The organism is Collinsella aerofaciens (genome assembly GCF_028209395.1).
GTDB classification, from domain to species: Bacteria; Actinomycetota; Coriobacteriia; order Coriobacteriales; family Coriobacteriaceae; genus Collinsella; species Collinsella aerofaciens_AZ.
Genome location: NZ_JAQLDQ010000009.1, coordinates 38,014 through 57,301 on the forward strand (window position 1 = coordinate 38,014; position 19,288 = coordinate 57,301).

19 protein-coding genes are annotated in these 19,288 nt (G+C 60.0%); 16 read left to right on the plus strand and 3 right to left on the minus strand.

What is annotated here, in order from left to right; genetic code table 11:
- Positions 1-195: 195 nt before the first annotated feature.
- Entirely contained in the window at positions 196-1,224 is a 1,029-nt protein-coding gene (locus tag PMW67_RS05300; RefSeq protein WP_271738965.1) for a hypothetical protein, read from the plus strand.
- Positions 1,212-1,979, plus strand: coding sequence for a hypothetical protein (locus PMW67_RS05305; protein ID WP_271738967.1), 768 nt, complete (start codon positions 1,212-1,214; stop codon positions 1,977-1,979). The genes PMW67_RS05300 and PMW67_RS05305 overlap by 13 nt, the downstream gene beginning before the upstream one ends.
- 123 nt (positions 1,980-2,102) lie before the next feature.
- On the opposite strand, the gene PMW67_RS05310 is transcribed toward PMW67_RS05305, so the two are convergent.
- Together PMW67_RS05310 and PMW67_RS05315 are read right to left on the minus strand one after the other, a co-directional pair.
- Positions 2,103-3,035, minus strand: coding sequence for a type I phosphomannose isomerase catalytic subunit (locus PMW67_RS05310; RefSeq protein WP_416378093.1), 933 nt, complete (start codon positions 3,033-3,035; stop codon positions 2,103-2,105).
- 74 nt (positions 3,036-3,109) lie between these two features.
- Positions 3,110-3,829, minus strand: coding sequence for a GntR family transcriptional regulator (locus tag PMW67_RS05315; RefSeq protein WP_271738970.1), 720 nt, complete (start codon positions 3,827-3,829; stop codon positions 3,110-3,112).
- Positions 3,830-4,132: 303 nt separating this feature from the next.
- Here PMW67_RS05315 and PMW67_RS05320 point away from each other — a divergent pair, with 303 nt between their 5' ends.
- The 7 genes from PMW67_RS05320 to nhaA all read left to right on the plus strand — a co-directional run bounded on the left by PMW67_RS05320 (position 4,133) and on the right by nhaA (position 11,714).
- Complete coding sequence (locus PMW67_RS05320) at positions 4,133-5,533, plus strand: glycoside hydrolase family 1 protein (RefSeq protein WP_271738972.1); 1,401 nt, start codon at positions 4,133-4,135, stop codon at positions 5,531-5,533.
- 120 nt (positions 5,534-5,653) lie between these two features.
- A complete protein-coding gene (locus PMW67_RS05325) occupies positions 5,654-6,997 on the plus strand; it encodes a PTS sugar transporter subunit IIC (protein WP_118226878.1) in 1,344 nt (447 codons plus the stop codon).
- Between the two features lie 161 nt (positions 6,998-7,158).
- Positions 7,159-7,461, plus strand: coding sequence for a PTS sugar transporter subunit IIB (locus PMW67_RS05330; RefSeq protein WP_035137700.1), 303 nt, complete (start codon positions 7,159-7,161; stop codon positions 7,459-7,461).
- 18 nt (positions 7,462-7,479) lie between these two features.
- Entirely contained in the window at positions 7,480-7,803 is a 324-nt protein-coding gene (locus PMW67_RS05335) for a PTS sugar transporter subunit IIA (RefSeq protein WP_117716332.1), read from the plus strand.
- A gap of 241 nt (positions 7,804-8,044) precedes the next feature.
- Positions 8,045-8,998, plus strand: a complete 954-nt coding sequence (locus tag PMW67_RS05340; protein WP_271738974.1) for an ROK family protein — start codon at positions 8,045-8,047, stop codon at positions 8,996-8,998.
- A 166-nt stretch (positions 8,999-9,164) separates the two neighbouring features.
- Positions 9,165-10,088, plus strand: coding sequence for a manganese-dependent inorganic pyrophosphatase (locus PMW67_RS05345; RefSeq protein WP_006235927.1), 924 nt, complete (start codon positions 9,165-9,167; stop codon positions 10,086-10,088).
- Between the two features lie 267 nt (positions 10,089-10,355).
- Complete coding sequence (nhaA, locus tag PMW67_RS05350) at positions 10,356-11,714, plus strand: Na+/H+ antiporter NhaA (RefSeq protein ID WP_271738976.1); 1,359 nt, start codon at positions 10,356-10,358, stop codon at positions 11,712-11,714.
- Between the two features lie 118 nt (positions 11,715-11,832).
- On the opposite strand, the gene PMW67_RS05355 is transcribed toward nhaA, so the two are convergent.
- A complete protein-coding gene (locus tag PMW67_RS05355; protein ID WP_040359778.1) occupies positions 11,833-12,087 on the minus strand; it encodes a hypothetical protein in 255 nt (84 codons plus the stop codon).
- A 150-nt stretch (positions 12,088-12,237) separates the two neighbouring features.
- On the opposite strand from PMW67_RS05355, the gene PMW67_RS05360 reads away from it, so the two are divergent.
- The 7 genes from PMW67_RS05360 (at position 12,238) to PMW67_RS05390 (ending at position 19,278) form a co-directional block, all read left to right on the plus strand.
- Positions 12,238-13,542 carry an aspartate aminotransferase type Ic gene (locus PMW67_RS05360; protein ID WP_022093863.1) on the plus strand — a complete coding sequence of 435 codons (1,305 nt, stop codon included), beginning with the start codon at positions 12,238-12,240 and terminating at the stop codon, positions 13,540-13,542.
- Between the two features lie 51 nt (positions 13,543-13,593).
- Positions 13,594-13,908, plus strand: coding sequence for an STAS domain-containing protein (locus tag PMW67_RS05365; RefSeq protein WP_035137695.1), 315 nt, complete (start codon positions 13,594-13,596; stop codon positions 13,906-13,908).
- 153 nt (positions 13,909-14,061) lie between these two features.
- Positions 14,062-14,628, plus strand: a complete 567-nt coding sequence (locus PMW67_RS05370; protein WP_271738978.1) for a twin-arginine translocase TatA/TatE family subunit — start codon at positions 14,062-14,064, stop codon at positions 14,626-14,628.
- Positions 14,628-15,419: a twin-arginine translocase subunit TatC gene (gene tatC / locus PMW67_RS05375; RefSeq protein WP_271738980.1), complete on the plus strand. Its 792-nt coding sequence runs from the start codon at positions 14,628-14,630 to the stop codon at positions 15,417-15,419. Before PMW67_RS05370 ends, tatC begins: the two co-directional genes overlap by 1 nt.
- Positions 15,420-15,425: 6 nt before the next feature.
- Positions 15,426-15,782: a hydrogenase maturation nickel metallochaperone HypA gene (hypA, locus tag PMW67_RS05380; protein ID WP_271738982.1), complete on the plus strand. Its 357-nt coding sequence runs from the start codon at positions 15,426-15,428 to the stop codon at positions 15,780-15,782.
- Positions 15,783-15,945: 163 nt separating this feature from the next.
- On the plus strand, positions 15,946-16,629 hold the full coding sequence (hypB, locus tag PMW67_RS05385; protein ID WP_271738983.1) for a hydrogenase nickel incorporation protein HypB: 684 nt from the start codon (positions 15,946-15,948) through the stop codon (positions 16,627-16,629).
- A 54-nt stretch (positions 16,630-16,683) separates the two neighbouring features.
- Positions 16,684-19,278 carry a DNA topoisomerase I gene (locus PMW67_RS05390; RefSeq protein ID WP_271738984.1) on the plus strand — a complete coding sequence of 865 codons (2,595 nt, stop codon included), beginning with the start codon at positions 16,684-16,686 and terminating at the stop codon, positions 19,276-19,278.
- The last annotated feature ends 10 nt before the right edge of the window (positions 19,279-19,288 follow it).

A 19,288-nucleotide genomic window follows, 5' to 3' on the forward strand; every position in this document is an offset into this window, starting at 1 on the left:
CTCGTTCGCTTTTTGATCTGGAGAACCGGTGGGCTGATGGATTAATAGATGTGAGTAGGGGCTCTCCCGTACATGGACGGGAGAGCCCCTTATTACGTTTCGGATTGTTTCTTATGGCTTTAGGGATTGAGCGTTTTATACGATTCAGTATAATTTCAGATAGATACTAAAATGTAACTGAAATGAAAATGGTGAGTGGACATGCTGCTAAATTGTCTCCCTAAAAGACTCTTCTCTTTAGAGCTCGCCATCGATTCAGAGCCAGTTGAGATGCAGATTCCTCGCATGTATCTCGAGCGGTATTCGCTTCGCTTGGCACGGCTCGGCATGTCTGAGCAAGGCCGTTTTATTGTTGCGGAACCAAAAGAACCGCCCAGTGTCATTTCGGCGCGAAATCTCGTCAATGCAGTGCACAAGATAGATGCTCGCCCGGTGGCAATTTGCTGGGATGCTATGGATTTAGGCTTTATGAGCGCGCTTTCTTCGGAGGGGATCGCATATATCCGAGATGAGCGAAATGCGTTTCTGCCGTTTATCGGAGCCGTTATTTCCGATGAGGTGCTGGGTGCTTCTCCCGCTGCTTCGCTTTCGCCCCAATCTCAACGAATCGTTCTAAATCTCATCGCGGGACGATGGGTTGACTGCTCCGCCGGCGACCTAGCGCGTCTGTGTGGCAAAAGCGCGGCAAGCGTCAGCGGCTATCTTTCGGAAATCGCCGCTATAGCTCCTGGGTTGATTATGCGGGACGGCAAAAAGCGTATATTGTGCGACGCCGGGTTGTCGACCGAGACGTTGCTGGATGGGTTTGAGGACTATCTTCGCACACCAGTTTTAGAGCGAATCCGGCTCAAGAAGGTTATCGAGAGAACAGAGCTACGTGCCGTTGATGCGCTGCTTTCCGGTGTGTCTGCCCTTAGCTATATGTCCGACCTTGCTCATAATGATTCTGTCCCAACCGTTGCTCTCGAAAAGAATCAGGTAGATGCCTTAAGAAGGCACATGGGCGACAGATGGTTGGAGGCCCAGTGGTACGAACCGGCCGCTATCGAGATTGAGATCTGGTCGTATCCCGTGGACGCTCCGTCCGATATTAGTTTTGACACGACGGGTTTGCAGTGTGTCGACCCGTTTTCCTTATACGTTGCTTGCGCAAAAGCAGAGTACAAAGAAGATCGTTTGCTCGACGCGGTCGAACAGCTCAGGAGGGCGATATGTCAAAAGTGAGGGGAATAGAGCGATTTGCCGATGCCATGAGCAGCTGTAAAGGCGGTTACGTCCTTATTGGCGGGGGAGCCTGCAGCGTTCTGTTTGACAGCGAAGGCGATTCATTCAGGGCTACCGAAGATTTGGATGTCGTCGTAATTGTTGATGGGGAAGGCGTTGAATTCGCCACTGCATTGTGGGCATTTATCAAAGCTGCCGGATATGAGACTGGAAAGGTCGGCGATGGAAAGTGCACTTACTATCGGTTCTGTTTGTCCGAAGGATCAAGGCAAGTCCTAGACTATCCCGGCCAAATTGAGCTATTTGCCCGACATCCTGATTTTGTGCTCGAAGATGAAACGAGCGAAGTGGCACCTCTTTCCTTTGACGGGGCCGTATCAAGTCTCTCGGCAATTATTCTCGACGATGGCTACTACGAATTTATTCGCGATAATGCAACGAACGTAGAGGGCATTACGTTGCTCGATGCACTCCATATCATTCCCCTCAAGATGCGTGCGCACATTGATATCAACAGAAGTTATGAAGAGGGACGTCGTTGCAACAACATTGATCGGCGCAAGCACCGTTCGGATGTTGCTCGACTTGCTGACTTGTTGTCGCTTTCGGCGCGTTTGGAGCTAACGGGGCAAATGAGGGTTGATGCGGAGGATTTTCTTACGGACTTTGCTTCGTATGTAAATCGGCAGACCAACCGTAAGGAAAGGGCGCGGCTTCAGGACACGTTATCGTTTCTCGAAAAGGTCTACCTATAGGCACCTTGATTCGTTATGTATAGCAGGGGCTTCCCCGTTAAAGAACTGGGGAGCCCCTTGTTGCGTTTTGATTGTCGCTACTAGCCCGCGCCCCGTCCCGGCGAGCGCTTGGGGACCGGTGACCTAGAGGTGGCTGATGATCAGTTCCATCTTGCCTTTGAGGTCAATGGTGCTGACGGTGCTGGGGGCCAGCAGGTGGCTTCCCTTGTGGACGGGGTCGCCGCAGACGGTGCCTTCGCCGTCGATGACCGACAGGCACATGAAGGGCCAGCGCTGGTCGAGGGTCTTGCTGCCGTCGACGCGCACACGATCGACGGTGTAGCAGGGGTTGGACTCGAGCTCGGTCACGCCGTCGACCTCAGGCGCGTTCACCGTGCCGTCGGTCGGGGCCTGAACATCAAAGTCGATGCAGTCGAGGCTCTGCTTAATGTGCAGCGGGCGCAGCTTTCCGTCGGTGCCGGGGCGGTCGTAGTCGTACAGGCGATATGTCACGTCGCTCGACTGCTGAGTCTCCAGAATCAGCGTGCCGGTCTTGATGGCGTGAACGGTGCCGGAGTCGATCTGGAAAAAGTCTCCCTTGTGAATCGGCAGCACGTTGAGCATCTCGTCCCAACGGCCCCCCTCGATCATCTGCGCGGCCTCGGCGCGGTCGTGCGCGCGCTGGCCGACGATGATCGTGGCACCGGGCTCGCAGTCCAGTACATACCAGCACTCGGTTTTGCCCAGGCTGCCGTTCTCGTGCTTGGCGGCGTACTCGTCGTTGGGATGAATCTGGATCGAAAGGTCGTCCTTGGCGTCCAGAATCTTGATGAGCAGCGGGAACTCCTTGCCCTCGCAGTTGCCAAAGAGCTCGCGGTGCTCGGCCCACAGCCACGAAAGCGTGTGGCCTGCATACGGGCCCTCCGCAATCTGGCAGTCACCGTTGGGGTGGGCCGAGATGGCCCAACACTCACCGATGGGACCATCGGGAATGTCGTAACCAAATACGGTTTCGAGTTGACGGCCGCCCCAGATCTTCTCGTGGAAGATCGGCGTCAGTTTAATCAAATCGGACATGTTCATACTCCCATTGTGCTGCGTGGGCGCCGCGTAAAACTGCTCAAAACGAGCGCCCGCATGACTACAAAAACCTATGCCAACGTTACGTTGTGCAACTCAAAGCGGTCGCCAACGTTGCGCGAGACCGAATACTCAAAGGCGGCGCCGCTATCCAAGAAGCCAATCTGGTTGAGTTCGAGCAGGGGAGAGCCGGGTTTGGTATCCAGGCGCTCAGCTTCTTCCTCGGTTGCTGCCACGGCGCGAATGGTACGGTGAAAGCTCGAAATCTTCAGCCCACATTGCTCGCGGATGAATCGGTAGAGCGATCCGTACAGGTCCTTCTTTTTCAGCCCCGGAATCAGCTCGAGGGGCATGTAGGTGTACTCGATAACGATGGGCTTCTCATCGGCCTGACGCACGCGCACGACGTGATAGGCAAAGTCATCCTCGGCAATTCCCAGCTGGGCTGCGATGTCCGCCGGTGGATTAACGATCGAGAAATCGTAGACCACCGAGGTCACCTTCTCCCCGCGGTGCTCATACGAAAAACCCTGGGCACGGTCGTTTTTGCCCTGGAAAAACGCCTGGCCGGGAAGCCCCGCCGTGTCCTTAACGTAGGTACCCGATCCGCGTCGGCTGGTAATAAGACCTTCCTCGGCGATTTGTTCAATAGCTCGTTTGACGGTGATTTTGGAAACGCTATAGAGCTCGCAGAACTCAACGACGGTGGGAAGCTTGTCGCCCGGTTTAAGAGCGCCATCCTCGATACTTCGACGAATATCTGCAGCTATCGCCTCGTATTTGGGAATCATGGAACCTCCTTTCCGACATATATGAATACAAAAGTAAGTATAACCCTCAACAGGGCACCCATATTACTTTTATCTAAGAAGTTCGAGAAAGAAAAAAGAAAAAGACGCTTTACTTTTAAAATTAGAGCGCTATAGTTTAAGCAACGAACGGAATCCTTCCGCACAACAGGATCGACCGTTTGGGGACGGTTTTGTTTTGGCGGGTTGGATATCGGTATGACCGGTGCGCGCCCGCGCCGGATAACCTGCCAAAGCAAACCCGTCTCCAACCGGAAGCTCTAGAACACGAAAGCGAGGACTTTGATGGCACAGTATCAGCTGCCCAACGACTTCTTCTTTGGCGCTGCTATGTCCGGCCCGCAGACTGAGGGTCAGTGGAACCAGGGCGGCAAGCTCGAGAACCTGTGGGACACCTGGTCCATCCAGGATCTGGGTTCGTTCTACAACTGCGTTGGCTCTTATGCCGGCAATGACTTTATGGCCAAGTACCAGGAAGACTTTCGCATTTTGAAGGACTTGGGCCTGAATACCTATCGCACTTCCATCCAGTGGAGCCGTCTGCTCGATGCCGACGGCAACCTTAACGAGGAGGGCGCCGCGTGGTATCACGAGCTGTTCCGCGCCTCTCGCGAGGCTGGTCTGGAGCCGTTCGTCAACCTGTACCACTTTGACATGCCCACCTACCTCTTTAACCGTGGCGGCTGGGAGAGCCGTGAGGTCGTCGAGGCTTACGCGCATTACGCCGACGTCGCCTTCCACGAGTTTGGCCAGGAGATTAAGTACTGGTTCACCTTTAACGAGCCCATCGTCGAGCCCGAACAGCGCTATCAGGAGGGCGTGTGGTTCCCGCAGCTCCACGACTTCAACCGCGCCCGCACCGTGCAGTATCACATCTCGCTGGCGCACGCGCTGGCCGTGGCCAACTATCGTAAGGCCTATGACGAGGGCGCTATTCGCGCCGATGCCAAGATCGGCATGATCAACTGCTTTACTCCGGTCTACACCAAGGAGAACCCCAGCGAGGCAGACCTCGAGGCCGTGCGTATGACCAGCGGCATCAACAATCGCTGGTGGCTCGACCTTATTACCAAGGGCGAGCTTCCTGCCGATGTGCTCGACAGCCTGGCCGAGGGCGGCGTTAAGCTCCCGTTCCGTGCCGGCGACCAAGAGATTCTCAAGCAGGGTGTTGTCGACTGGCTCGGCTGCAACTACTACCACCCCACGCGTGTTCAGGCACCGGCGAGCAAGGTCGACCAGTACGGCCTGCCGCATTTTGCCGACGAGTACGTATGGCCCGATGCCGTTATGAATGAGAGCCGCGGCTGGGAGATCTACCCGCAGGGCCTCTACGACTTTGGCATGGACTGCGCTAAGAACTACCCCGATCTTGAGTGGTTCGTTTCCGAGAACGGCATCGGCATCATGGACGAATACAAGAACCGCGATGCCGAAGGAACCATCCAGGATGACTACCGCGTCGACTTTGTGCGCCAGCACCTGGAGTGGGTTGCCAAGGCAATCTCCGAGGGCGCCAAATGCCGGGGCTATCACTACTGGGCCGTCATCGATAACTGGTCTTGGGCCAATGCCTTTAAGAATCGCTATGGCTTTGTCGAGGTCGATCTCATGGACGGCTACAAGCGCCGCCTTAAGAAGTCGGCAGCCTGGCTCAAACAGGTCGCCACGACCCACGTGGTTGATTAGCGACCGGGCGAACGCCCAGACCGCGCGCCGCCGCGCGCAACACATGGCACATCTGGTGGCAGAGGGCGACAGACCACCGTGCGCATAGGAAAAGGCCGGATTTGAAAGTCAGGAGCAATCATGGCCAGTGACAACGGAAAGAGCTTCCTCGACAAGTTTGCCGAGGTCTCTGCGAAGGTGGGAAATCAGGTTCACCTGCGTTCCCTGCGTGACGCCTTCGCGACCATCACGCCGCTCTATATCCTTGCGGGTATCGCGGTTCTTATTAATAACGTCGTGTTCCCTCTGTTCCCGCTCGATGCGGCGGGCCTTGCCAACCTTCAGACGTGGGGTTCGGCAATTACGCTGGGCACCCTCAACGTCTCTGCCATTATCTTGGCCGGATTGATTGGCTACAGCCTCGCCAAGAACAAGCGTTTCGATAACCCGCTCGCTTGCGTGGTCGTCGCCATCTCTGCCTTCGTCATCATGATGCCGCAGCAGATCACCGCCTCGCTTGCCGCCACGAGCCCGCTGCTCACCGACAAGATCACCTCCGCCGAGGTCACGGGCGCCCTTTCGACTGCCAACACCGGCACTAACGGTCTGTTCTCGGCCATTATCATCGCTCTGCTCTCCGTCTCGCTCTTCATCAAGATTTCTGGCGTCGAGAAGCTCAAGGTTAAGCTGGGCGAGGGCGTGCCCCCCGCGGTCTCCAACTCCTTCAACGTCATGATCCCGATGCTGCTCAACCTCGCGATCTTCGCTCTTGCCGCGGCCCTGCTCGCCGTGTGCGCCGGCACCGATCTGTGCACCATCATCTCCACGTGCATCTCCAACCCGCTCAAGAGCATCATGAACGCCGGTCCGTGGGCTGTTATCCTCATCTACACCCTTGCCAACCTGCTGTTCTGCGTCGGTATTCACCAGTCCACCATCTCTGGCGCTACCGTCGAGCCGATCCTGACCATGCTCATCGTCGACAACATGGCTACCTTTGCCGCCGGTGGCACCATCCAGCCCGATCACTACATGAACATGCAGATCGTTAACAGCTTTGCCCTCATCGGCGGCTCGGGCTGCACCCTCATGCTTCTGCTCGACACGCTCCTGTTCTCCAAGAACAAGGCTTCCGAGACCGTTTCCAAGATGGCTATCCTGCCTGGTCTGTTCAACATCAACGAGCCGGTTATCTACGGTTACCCCATCGTGTACAACCTGCCGCTCATGATTCCGTTTGTCCTCCTCCCCGATCTGTTCATCGGCATCACCTATGGCCTTACCTGCGCAGGCATCATCAGCCCCTGCATCGCCCAGGTGCCCTGGACCATGCCTCCCGTCATCAATGCCCTGCTCGCTACGGGCTTTGACTGGCGCGCCGGCGTGTGGCAGGCTCTCGAGATTGTCATTGGCATGGCCGTCTACCTGCCCTTTATGAAGATTTCCGAGAAGGCAATCGCCAAGCAGGAGGCTCTCGCCGAGTAGAACGCCTAACGTTCGTCCCTTTCACCTTTGCGGGCGCCGGTACGCGGTGCCGGTGCCCGCGGCTCTCTCCCTTGTGTAAAGATGCAGGGGGGTGGGCACAATAGCCGCAAGGAATAAAACCAGTTGTCGTCTGCGCGCCGCGCAGTTATAAGGAGGAAACCATGAAGAAGATCATGCTCTGCTGCAATGCCGGTATGTCCACGAGCCTGCTGGTCCAGAAGATGCAGGCCGAGGTTGCAAACCGTGGTCTGGATATCGAGGTCGAGGCTCGTCCCATGAACGAGGCCCACGATCACCTGGACGAGTGCGACATGTTGCTGCTTGGCCCGCAGATCGGCTACACCAAGGGCGACTTTGAGAAGGAGGCCGCCGGTCGTTTTCCGGTCGAGGTCATCAACATGGTCGACTACGGCCGCATGAACGCTGCCGGCATCATCGACCACTGCGTCAGCGTGATGGGCTAGGTGCTCTGTATGGAGGATATGAACGAACTGCAGATGACCTGCTTCGAGATCATCAGCTACGTCGGTACCGCCAAGAGCATGTACATCAATGCCGTGCAAAAGGCCAAGGAGGGCGATTTTGACGCCGCCGAGGAGCTTATCAAGCAGGGCGACGAGGCCTATAACGGTGGCCACGATGTTCACATGGGGCTTCTGAAGAAAGAGGCCAACGGCGAGCGTAACGGCGAGGCCCCGTTGATTCTGCTGCATGCCGAGGACCAGATGGCCGGTACCGAGACCATGCGCGTCATGGCGACGGAGCTCATCGAGATCCACAAGCAGCTGCAGGCACTTAAGGCCTAGTCGGCGTTATCGCCGCGAAGGACCGTGCGGTCCAACAGACAACATAGTCCCTTTGACGGGCGCCGGGAGTCTCCGCCTCCCGGCGCCTCTATTTTTGGGGATGGTCTTGTGCGGCCTGTTGAGCGGCCATTTGCGTTTCCCAGGATAAAACCTGCCAAAACAAACCTGTCCCTTTTTGGTAGGTTTTTGCCTTGGGAGCGGTACCATACAGGCAATGTTTAAACGAGAAAGGCGGGCTCCCATGGAACCTAAGCAGTACTACATCGGCATTGACGTCGGCGGCACTTCGGTTAAGGAGGGTCTGTTCGACGAGGACGGCAACCTGCTGGCCAAGGCCAGCGTGCCTACGCCTCCCATCGTTGACGCTGCGGGCTTTGCCGCGGTGACCGAGGCTATCGACCAGGTGGTCGCCAAGGCCCAGATTCCGCGCGCCTTTGTGGCTGGCATTGGCCTGGCCGTTCCGTGCCCCATCCCGGCGTCGGGCGATGCCAAGGTCAAGGCCAACATTGCCATTAACCTGCCCGAGCTGAGGATCGCCATTCAGCAGCACTGCCCCGACGCGGTCGTTAAGTACGAGAACGATGCCAACGCCGCCGCCATGGGCGAGGCCTGGCTCGGCTCTGCCAAGGGCGTGCAGAACGTGGTGATGGTCACCATCGGTACCGGCGTGGGTGGCGGCGTTATCGTTAATGGCGACGTGGTATCGGGCGTTGTGGGTGCTGGCGGCGAGATTGGCCACATGTGCCTGAACCCAGCTGAGGAGCGCACCTGCGGCTGCGGCGGCCATGGCCACCTGGAGCAGTATTCCAGCGCCACCGGCGTGGTGAGCAACTACCTTGCCGAGTGCAAGAAGGCGGGCGTCGAGCCCATCGAGCTCACCGGCCCCTCCGATTCCAAGGACGTGTTCCAGGCCTGCCGCGAGGGAGACAAGCTCGCGCTGGCCGCGGCCGATACCATGGCCGATTATCTCGGTCGTGCCCTGGCGCTTATTGCCAACGTGGTCGACCCCGAGATGTTCCTGATCGGCGGCGGTGCGTCTGCCTCGGCCGATGTCTACCTCGACAAGGTTCGCGAGCACTTCCAGCGCTACGCGCTTTCCGCCTCGCGCGAGACGCCCATTAAGGTCGCTTCGCTCGGCAACGACGCCGGCATCATCGGTGCCGCCTACGTAGCCCTGCGCGCTGCCGGCAAATAGCTGGTGCAAGGGGGTCAGGTTACTTTGCACCAACATGGTGCAAAAGGGACAGCCTTGGCCCCCATGCCTGCCACAAAATATGCCGTGGCCCTTCTGTCTGCGAAGGCTCGGCATCGGCGTGCTACCATAGCTACGTCCAAGTACACATATCAAGTGGAGGATATCCATGGCAAACGTTCTTGTCTTTGGTCACCAGAACCCCGATAACGACGCCATCATGAGCGCCGTCGTCCTGTCCCAGCTGCTCAACCAGGTTGAGTATGCCGGCAACACCTACGAGGCCTGCGCCCTTGGTCAGCTTCCGGCCGAGTCCGCCAAGCTGCTCGCCGACGCCGGCATCGCCGAGCCCCGCGTGATCGAGTCCGTCGAGGCTGGTCAGCTCGTCGTCCTCACCGACCACAACGAGTCTGCCCAGTCCGTCGCCGGCCTTAAGGACGCCACGGTCTTTGGCGTTGTCGATCATCACCGCATCGGCGACTTCGAGACCGCCGGCCCGCTGCACTACATCTGCCTGCCCTGGGGCTCCAGCTGCACCATCGTCACCAAGCTCGCCGGCGTGCTCGGCGTTGAGCTTTCCGACGTCCAGGCCAAGCTGCTGCTCTCGGCCATGATGACCGACACGCTCATGCTCAAGAGCCCCACCACCACCGATGTCGACCGCGCCGTCGCCGCCAAGCTCGGCGAGCAGGTGGGCGTCGACCCGGTCAAGTTTGGCATGGAGGTCTTCCTCACCCGTCCGTCCGGCTCTTTCACCGCAGCCGAGATGGTCGGCAACGACATCAAGATGTTCGAGCCCGCCGGCAAGAAGCTGCTCATCGGCCAGTACGAGACCGTCGACAAGAGCCGCGCGCTCGGCATGATCGACGAGATTCGCGAGGCCATGCGCGCCTACGCCGCCGAGAAGGGTGCCGACGGCATCGTCCTGTGCATCACCGACATCATGGAGGAGGGCTCGCAGGTCCTGCTCGAGGGCGAGACCGAGGCCGCTCAGAAGGGCCTGGGCATTGCCGACGAGCACGACGGCGTCTGGATGCCGGGCGTCCTCTCCCGTAAGAAGCAGGTCGCTGCCCCCATCATGGCCGCCTGCTAGGTTTAGTTGACCAAACGCCACGACCGGATCACGGACGCCCCGCGCTCCGGTCGTTTTTTGTGCACGTCGCCGCGTCGTCTCTTGGACAGGCGTGCCCGTGCCGTTGAGCAAATAATGTTCAACCTGTGGTTCCGCTTTTCGGCCACGCCTGCGTGCTTGTCGTGCAGGGTAGGCTAGATGCAAGCGTAATACGTTAGAGCGCGGCGCCGCCACTTGGGCGGGCCGTGCTTTTTTAAGACGGGAGCCATCCCGTGAAAGGAGCCGCCCATGGCAGCAACTGAGCAGCTGTTCAACGCTCGCGAGCGCAAGCGCTTTGAACGCCACGACATCTGGGAGCGCATCACCGAGAACGGCACGATTTCTGCCGCCGTCATGGTCTTCGCCGCCATCGCCGCCGTCATTTGCGCCAATACCGATGCCTACGAGGCCATCCATCACTTTTTGGAGACCCCGCTGTATGTGGGTCTGGGCAACCTTACGGCCGGTCTCACCGTTGAGCTATTCGTCAACGACTTCCTCATGGCGATTTTCTTTTTGCTGGTGGGCATTGAGCTCAAGTATGAGATGACGGTCGGCGAGCTCAAAAACCCGCGCCAGGCTATGCTTCCCATGCTGGCGGCCGTGGGCGGCGTCGTCGTTCCCGCCTGCATCTATCTGATCTTTAACCATGCCGGCGCGCACAACGGCTGGGCCATTCCCATGGCAACCGATATTGCCTTTGCGCTGGGCGTGCTGTCGCTTTTGGGCAATCGCGTGCCCAACGGCGTGCGCGTGTTCTTCTCGACGCTCGCCATCGCCGACGACCTCATTTCCATCGCCGCCATCGCCATCTTCTACGGTCAGAGCCCCAATCCGTTTTGGTTGGGCGCCGCCGCGCTTGTGACCTGCGCGCTCGTGTGGCTCAACAAGACGCAGCACTACCGTCTCGCCCCGTATTCGGTGCTGGGCCTGCTGCTGTGGTTCTGCATGTTCAAGAGCGGCGTACATGCCACGCTTGCTGGCGTCATCTTGGCCTTTACCATCCCGGCCAAGTGCGGCGTCAAGCTCGATAGCCTCACCGATTGGTTGGGCGAGTGCCTGCCGCTGCTCGATGACCGCTACGACGACGAGGCGCACATCTTGGGCCAGCATGACTTTACCGTCTCGACCACCAGGGTCGAGCGCGTCATGCACCGCGTGACCCCGCCGCTCATCCGCATGGAGCGTCTGATCTCCACGCCGGTCAACTTTGTAATTCTGCCGATCTTTGCGTTTGTCAACGCACAGGTTCGCCTAGTGGGCGTGGACATGAGCACGCTGCTCACCGACCCGGTGACGCTCGGCGTGTACTTTGGCATGCTGCTGGGTAAGCCGATCGGTATCTTTGGCATGACGTTTGCCCTGGTTAAGCTTAGGGCCTGCGAGCTGCCGCGCAATGTCAACTGGCACATGATTGCCGGTGTGGGCATTCTGGGCGGTATCGGCTTTACCATGTCGATTCTCATCAGCGGCCTTGCCTTCCCGACGGCCCAGTTTGAGGTTCTGGCTGCCAAGGCCGCCATCCTTGCCGGTTCGGTCACCGCTGCCGTGCTCGGTATGATCTACATGAGCGTGGTCTGCAAACACCCCGCGCCCAAGGACGAGTAAGAACGCAAAAACCGGGGCCGGACATGCCCCGGATACCCTCGTATGCAAAAAACGCCGTTTGTGAGTACTGTCACAAACGGCGTTTCATTTATTTGGCCACAGGCCCCAATGACTAGGTTTATTCCACGGTGCCGTAGACGGCGCCCCAGCCGTGGGCGGCAAGGGCGGAGTTGAGCTGGTCGCAAAGTGACTGGCGGTCGTAATAGCCGGGCGGTAGCAGGTTCACGATTTCCATAAGGTCGGGTGCCAGGTCCAAGATCTCGGCCTGTACGATGAGATCCAGGCGATCGATGGCGCGGCGGTCGTAAAACAGCCCGTCGACCAGGCGCTGCAGGTCGCCGAATTCCTCGGCCTGGAACGATCCGTACTCCATAGTGCCTCCTTGGGCGCCCCATGCCGGTATGCGCGGCGATTCGTAATTCATTGCGATGAACTTAATCTATCACGGCTTCATACCGTTGCGGCGGTGGCGGTCTATACTTAGACGAACTGCAACGTACCGCTTCGCGAAAGGTCGCACCCCATGCAGACGATCTACCAGAAGATGGAAACCACCGAACTCGATGCCGCCATCGAGGCACTCAAAGCCGAGGTCGCCGAGGTCAAGGCCAAGGGCCTGGCGCTCGACATGGCCCGCGGCAAGCCGTCACCCTCCCAGGTGGACATCTCTCGACCCATGCTCGATATCCTCAATGCCGATGCCGATCTGCACGACGGCAACGTCGACTGCTCCAACTACGGCTGCTTTGAGGGCATTCCCTCGGCACGCAAGCTGGCAGGGGAGTTCCTGGGTTGCCCCGCCGAGCAGACGCTCGTACTGGGTTCGTCGAGCCTGCTGATCGAGCACGACATCGCCGGCATGTTCTGGCGCTGCGGCTCGTGCGGCAGCGAGCCCTGGGAGGCTTACGAGGCCGCGCACGACGGCAAGAAGGTCAAGTTCCTGTGCCCGGTTCCCGGCTACGACCGTCACTTTGGCATCACCGCCGACCTGGGTATCGAGAATGTCCCCGTCGCGATGACCGACAACGGCCCCGACATGGACGAGGTCGAGCGCCTGGTTGCCGCCGACGACTCCATCAAGGGCATCTGGTGCGTGCCCAAGTATTCCAACCCCACGGGCATTACCTTTAGCGAGGATACTGTGCGCCGCCTGGTCGAGATGCCCACGGCCGCGCCCGATTTCCGCATCTTCTGGGATAACGCCTACTGCGTGCACGACCTGTACGACGAGACCGACGAGCTCGCAAACATCTTTGACCTCGCTCGCGCGGCGGGTACCGAGGACCGCGTGGTGGCTTTTGCCTCGACGTCCAAGATCACCTTCCCGGGCGCCGGCATCGGCTTTATCGGTGCGAGCCCCGCGGTCATCGCCGAGTTCTCCAAGCGCCTGAAGGCCGGCCTCATCAGTGCCGACAAGCTCAACCAGCTGCGTCACGTGCGCTTCCTTCCCACCATCGAGGCGGTCAAGGAGCACATGAAAAAGCATGCCGAGTTCCTGCGCCCGCGCTTTGAGGCTGTCGAGCGCAAGCTTACCGAGGGCTTGGGCGACACGGGCTGCGCCACCTGGACGCACCCCCGCGGCGGCTACTTTGTAAGCTTCGATGGTCCCGAGGGCTCGGCCCAGAAGGTCGCCGCGCTTTGCGCCGACCTGGGCGTCAAGCTCACGCCGGCTGGTGCTACCTGGCCCTATGGCAAGGACCCGCGCGACACCAATATCCGCATCGCGCCGAGCTATCCTACGGTCGAGGACCTGGAGGCCGCGCTTGATGTGCTGGTGCTGGCCGTTAAGCTTGTCGCTGCCGAGCTTGCGCGTGCTGAGCGCGCCTAACGCGCGGCCTCCCGTACTATCCGCACTTTCGATTCGTAAAGGAGCGTATACATGGATTTGGGTATTTCCACCAACCCCACGCCAGAGCTCTACACCATTAAGGTAACCGGCGAGATTGATATCTCTAACGCCGATAGCCTGCGCAATGCCATCGACCTGGCGCTCGAGCAGCCCACCGAGGCCGTTGAGCTCGATTTTGCCCAGGTGAGCTACATCGATTCGACGGGCATTGGCGTGCTCGTGGGCGCCGCGCACCACGCGGTCGACCACGGCAAGCGCTTTAGCTGCACCAATGTGCAGCCCCCGGTGATGCGCGTGGTCCAGCTGTTGGGTGTCGACCAAGAGATTTCGATCACCGCTGCATAATCTTTGCCCCCAAAAGGGCGTGCCGTTTGGCATATGTTTGTGATGCGCTCGGACGTTTTGGCGTCCGGGCGCTATACTTGACCGAATGAATAGACGAGTTCCGGCCGAATGGCGCGGTGCGGGCTCGACTCACATCGAGCCTTGGAGGTATGTGTGTTTGGTATTGGAGAGGGTGAGCTCGCGATCATCGTGGTCTTCGGCTTTTTGCTGTTTGGCCCGGATAAGCTCCCACAGATGGGCCGCACGATCGGCCGTGCTATCCGTCAGTTCCGCGAGACGCAGGAAAAGATGACGGCTGTTGTTCAGTCCGAGATCATCGATCCGGTGAGCGAGGCCGCGTCGGCCCCGGTCAAGCCCAAGAAGGCTGCTGCGACCGACGACGATTCCGATGCGGACGAGGATGCCGCCGAGACGGCAGCGCCCGCCAAGAAGGAGACCTTTGCCGAGCGCCGTGCCCGTCTTGCTGCCGAGAAGGCCGCGAGCGAGGGTGCTGCTGAGGGCGAAGGCGCTGCTGATGAGGCCGAGCCCGCCAAGGCCGAGCCTGCCGCCGCCGAGCCCGAGCCTGCTGCAGAGCCGGAGTCCGAGCCCGAGCCGGCAGAGCCCACGACGGCCGATCTCTACGCCCGTCGTCCCCGCAAGCGCAAGGCCGTCGTCGACCAGCTCGCTCGCGAGCTCGAGGCCGAGGACGACGCCGCTGCCCCGAAGGGAGGCGATGAGTAATGCCTATCGGACCTGCGCGTATGCCGCTCTTCGATCACCTGGGAGAGCTCCGTCGCCGCCTGACCATCGTGGTCGTCTCGGTGTTTGCCGCAGCTATCGTGCTGTATTTCGCGACGCCTGTTGTGCTCGACATCCTGAAAGACCCCATCCGCTCCTTTGTGCCGGATGGTAAGTTCTACATCACCACCACGCTCGGCGGCTTTGGCTTGCGCTTCTCGCTGGCCATCAAGATGGCCGCGGTCATGTGCACGCCCATGATCATCTGGCAGATTCTGGCATTTTTTCTGCCGGCGCTTCGTCCCAACGAGCGCAAGTGGGTCGTGCCCACGGTGCTCGCCTCGACGGTGCTGTTCTTCCTGGGCGCCATTTTCTGCTACTTCATCATTATCCCGGCAGGCTTTGAGTGGCTCATCGGCGAGACCTCGGCCGTCGCCACGGCGTGGCCCGATCTGGAGAACTATGTCAACATGGAGCTGCTCTTTATGTTTGGCTTTGGTGTGGCGTTTGAGCTGCCGCTCATCATCTTCTACCTTTCCGTCTTCCATATTGTGTCCTATGCGGCCTTCCGCAGTGCCTGGCGTTATGTATACGTTGGCCTGCTTGTGGGCTCGGCTGTGATTACGCCCGACGGCTCGCCCGTTACGCTGGGCCTCATGTATGGCGCCCTGCTCTCGCTCTACGAGATTTCCCTTGCCATCGCCCGTGTGGTCATTACCGCGCGCGAGGGCAAGGAGGGCTTGTTCGTGAGTCGTCTGGACTTGTTCTCGGACGATGAGGACGACGAGGAGTAAATCGGTATGCACGAGGTTGGCATTGTCAACGGCATACTCGATACAGTGATTCGCGCGGCGCGTGGGGCGGGGGCCTCGCGCGCTGTTTTGGTAACGCTGCGTATCGGGGATATGACCGAGGTCGTGCGCGAGGCGCTCGACTTTGCATGGGAGACATTTCGTGACGAGGACCCGCTCACGCGCGGCTGCGAGCTTGCCGTGGAGGAGGTCCATCCACAAAGCGAGTGCTTGGACTGCGGTGAGGTCTTTGAGCACGACCGCTTCCATTGTCGCTGCCCCCAATGTGGCGGCGCCAACGTGCGCCTGCTGCACGGTCGCGAGCTCGACATCGCCAGCATCGAGGTCGAAACTCCCGACAATTAACCAGCCTGCCATTTGGGGACGGGGTATAAATGGTAGAAATAGATGTGCCGGGCAGCTTGACATTTCATTTTGATGTGTGCAAGCAGGCAAAACGGTATATGTCAACGACGAAATCTACCATTTCTACTCCGTCCCCAAATGGCAGAAGTAAGGAGTGCCGAGTATGGCCGAGAAAACGATTGATATCGCGTCGCCGATTCTGTCGCGCAATGAGCGCCTGGCAGATCAGCTGCGTCAGCGATTTAATGAGACAAGCACCTATGTGATCAATGTGCTGTCGAGCCCCGGCTCGGGCAAGACCACTACGATTCTGGGCACCAACGAGCGCCTGCGTGACAAAGCCGGCCTGCGCTGCGCCGTCATCGAGGGCGATATCGCCTCGGATGTCGACGCCATCACCATGAAGGAAGCCGGCATGCCCGCCATCCAGATCAACACGGGCGGCCTGTGCCACCTCGAGGGCAACATGATCATGGAGGCCGTTGACGCCTTCGACCGGGCTGTGGGTCTGGAAAACATCGACGTCATCTTTATCGAAAACGTGGGCAACTTGGTCTGCCCGGTCGACTTTGACCTGGGTGAGAACCTGTCCATCATGATCCTCTCGGTGCCCGAGGGCGACGACAAGCCCATCAAGTACCCGGGCATCTTCCAACACGCCGGCGCGCAGCTGCTCAACAAGGTTGACGTGGCTCCGGCTTTCGATTTTGACATGGATAGGTATACTAAGACACTCGATGACCTCAATCCGCAGGCGCCGCGGTTTGCCGTGAGCGCGCGCAAGGGCGAGGGCATGGATGCCTGGTGCGATTGGCTCATCTGGCAGATTGAGCAAGCAAGGGCGTAAGTCGGCCGCCATACGGGCGGGCGTAGCCGCAGAGATACGAGATAGGAGCCTCTTTTGAAGCTCATCATCGCCGAGAAAAACGACGCCGCGCGTCAGATCGCCGAGCGTCTGTCCGCGGGCAAGCCCAAAAAGGACAAGGTGTACAACACCGCCATCTACCGTTTTGAGTGGAAGGGCGAGGAGTGCGTGACGATCGGCCTTGCCGGTCACATCCTCGCGCCCGATTTTTGTGACAGCGTGCTGTTCGATAAAAAGCTGGGCTGGTATTCGGTCACCGAGGACGGCGAGATGCTGCCGGCCGACATACCCGATGGCCTGGCGCGTCCGCCCTACGACACCAAGCGCAAGCCGTTTCTTGCCGATGGCATCTCCATCAAGGGCTGGAAGCTCGAGAGCCTGCCCTATCTCACCTGGGCGCCCGTCATTAAGCTACCGGCCGAGAAGGAGCTCATTCGTTCGCTCAAGAACCTTGCCAAGAAGTCCGACAGCGTCATCATCGCTACGGACTTCGATCGCGAGGGCGAACTGATCGGTTCGGACGCCCTCAACAAGGTGCGCGAGGTTGCGCCCGACTTGCCGGTCGCCCGCGCCCAGTATTCTTCGTTTACCAAGGCCGAGATCACGCAGGCCTTCGATAACCTTGTCTCGCTCGACCAGAACCTGGCCGACGCCGGCGAGAGCCGTCAGCACATCGATCTCATTTGGGGTGCGGTGCTCACGCGCTACCTGACGCTCGCCAAGTTTGGCGGCTTTGGCAACGTGCGCTCCGCCGGCCGCGTGCAGACGCCGACGCTTGCCCTGGTGGTCGAGCGCGAACGCGAGCGCATGGCGTTTGTGCCCGAGGACTATTGGCAGATTCGCGGCATGGGCGCCGCGCAAGGCGCTGCCGAGGACGATCGCTTTAAGATCGCGCACAAGACGGCGCGCTTTACCGACAAGGATGCTGCTGAGACGGCGTACGGTCACGTTGACGGTGCCAAGACGGCAACCGTCGCCGCGGTGACCAAGCGCTCGCGCAAGCAGCAGCCGCCCACGCCGTTTGCGACCACCTCGCTGCAGGCTGCCGCCGCAGCCGAGGGTATCTCGCCTGCGCGTACCATGCGCATCGCCGAGTCCCTCTACATGGCGGGCCTCATCAGCTACCCGCGTGTCGACAATACCGTATACCCCGCGACGCTTGATCTGGGCGCTGTGGTGAGTGACCTTGCAAAGATCAACCCGGCGCTGGCGCCCGTATGCAAAAAGGTCCTCGCCGGCCCCATGAAGCCCACGCGCGGCAAGGTCGAGACCACCGACCACCCGCCTATCTATCCCACGGGCGAGGGCGATCCGTCCACGCTCGACGGCGGCCAGCGCAAGCTCTACGACCTCATCGCCCGCCGCTTCCTAGCGACGCTTATGGGTCCCGCGACCATCGAAAACACTAAGCTCGAGCTCGACGTGAACGGTGAGCCGTTCGTGGCTTCGGGCGATGTGCTCGTGACCCCGGGTTTCCGCGAGGCGTATCCGTATGGACTCAAGCGCGATGAGCAGATGCCGCCGCTGGAGCAGGGCGATACGGTCGACGTGTTCGACATTAAGCTCGAGGCAAAGCAGACCGAGCCGCCCGCGCGCTACAGCCAGGGCAAGCTCGTGCAGGAGATGGAAAAGCGCGGCCTGGGCACCAAGTCCACGCGCGCGAGCATCATCGAGCGCCTGTACGCCGTGCGCTACCTCAAAAACGATCCCGTGGAGCCGAGTCAGCTGGGTATCGCCATTATCGATGCACTGTCGCAGTTTGCCCCGCGCATCACGAGCCCCGATATGACCAGTGAGCTCGACGGCGACATGACCCGCGTCGAGCGCGGCGAGGACACCGAAGAGCATGTCGTGGCGCACTCGCGCGCGCTGCTGGCTGGCGTGCTCGACGAGCTGCTCAAGCACACGCAGGAGCTGGGCGACGCCATCAGCGACGCCGTCACGGCCGATGCGCGCGTGGGCGCCTGCCCCAAGTGCGGCAAGGACCTGGTTATGAAGACGAGCGCCAAGACCCGCGGCAGCTTCATTGGCTGCATGGGCTGGCCCGACTGCGATGTGACCTATCCGGTGCCGAGCGGCGTCAAGGTGAGTCCGCTCGAGGGCGAGGCGGCCGTGTGCCCCGAGTGCGGCGCGCCGCGCATTAAATGCCAGCCGTTCCGTCAGAAGGCCTTTGAGATTTGCGTGAACCCCACGTGCCCCACCAACTACGAGCCTGACCTTAAGGTGGGCGAGTGCAAGGTGTGCGCCGAGGCCGGACGCCATGGCGACCTGATCGCGCACAAGAGTGAGAAGAGCGGCAAGCGCTTTATCCGCTGCACCAACTACGATGACTGCGGCGTGAGCTATCCGCTGCCGGCGCGCGGTAAGCTCGAGGCGACGGGTGAGACTTGCCCCGAGTGCGGCGCCCCCATCGTGGTGGTCAACACGGCGCGCGGCCCGTGGCGCATCTGCGTGAACATGGACTGCCCGACCAAGGAGAAGAAGCCCGCCCGCGGCCGCAAGACCGCGACCAAGGCGAGCACGGCGAAGAAGACGACGGCGGCCAAGAAGACGACGGCTAAGAAAGCCACTGCCGCCAAGAAGACGACCGCGAAGAAGTCGACTGCCAAGAAAGCAACCGCCGACAAGTAACGGCACAGTC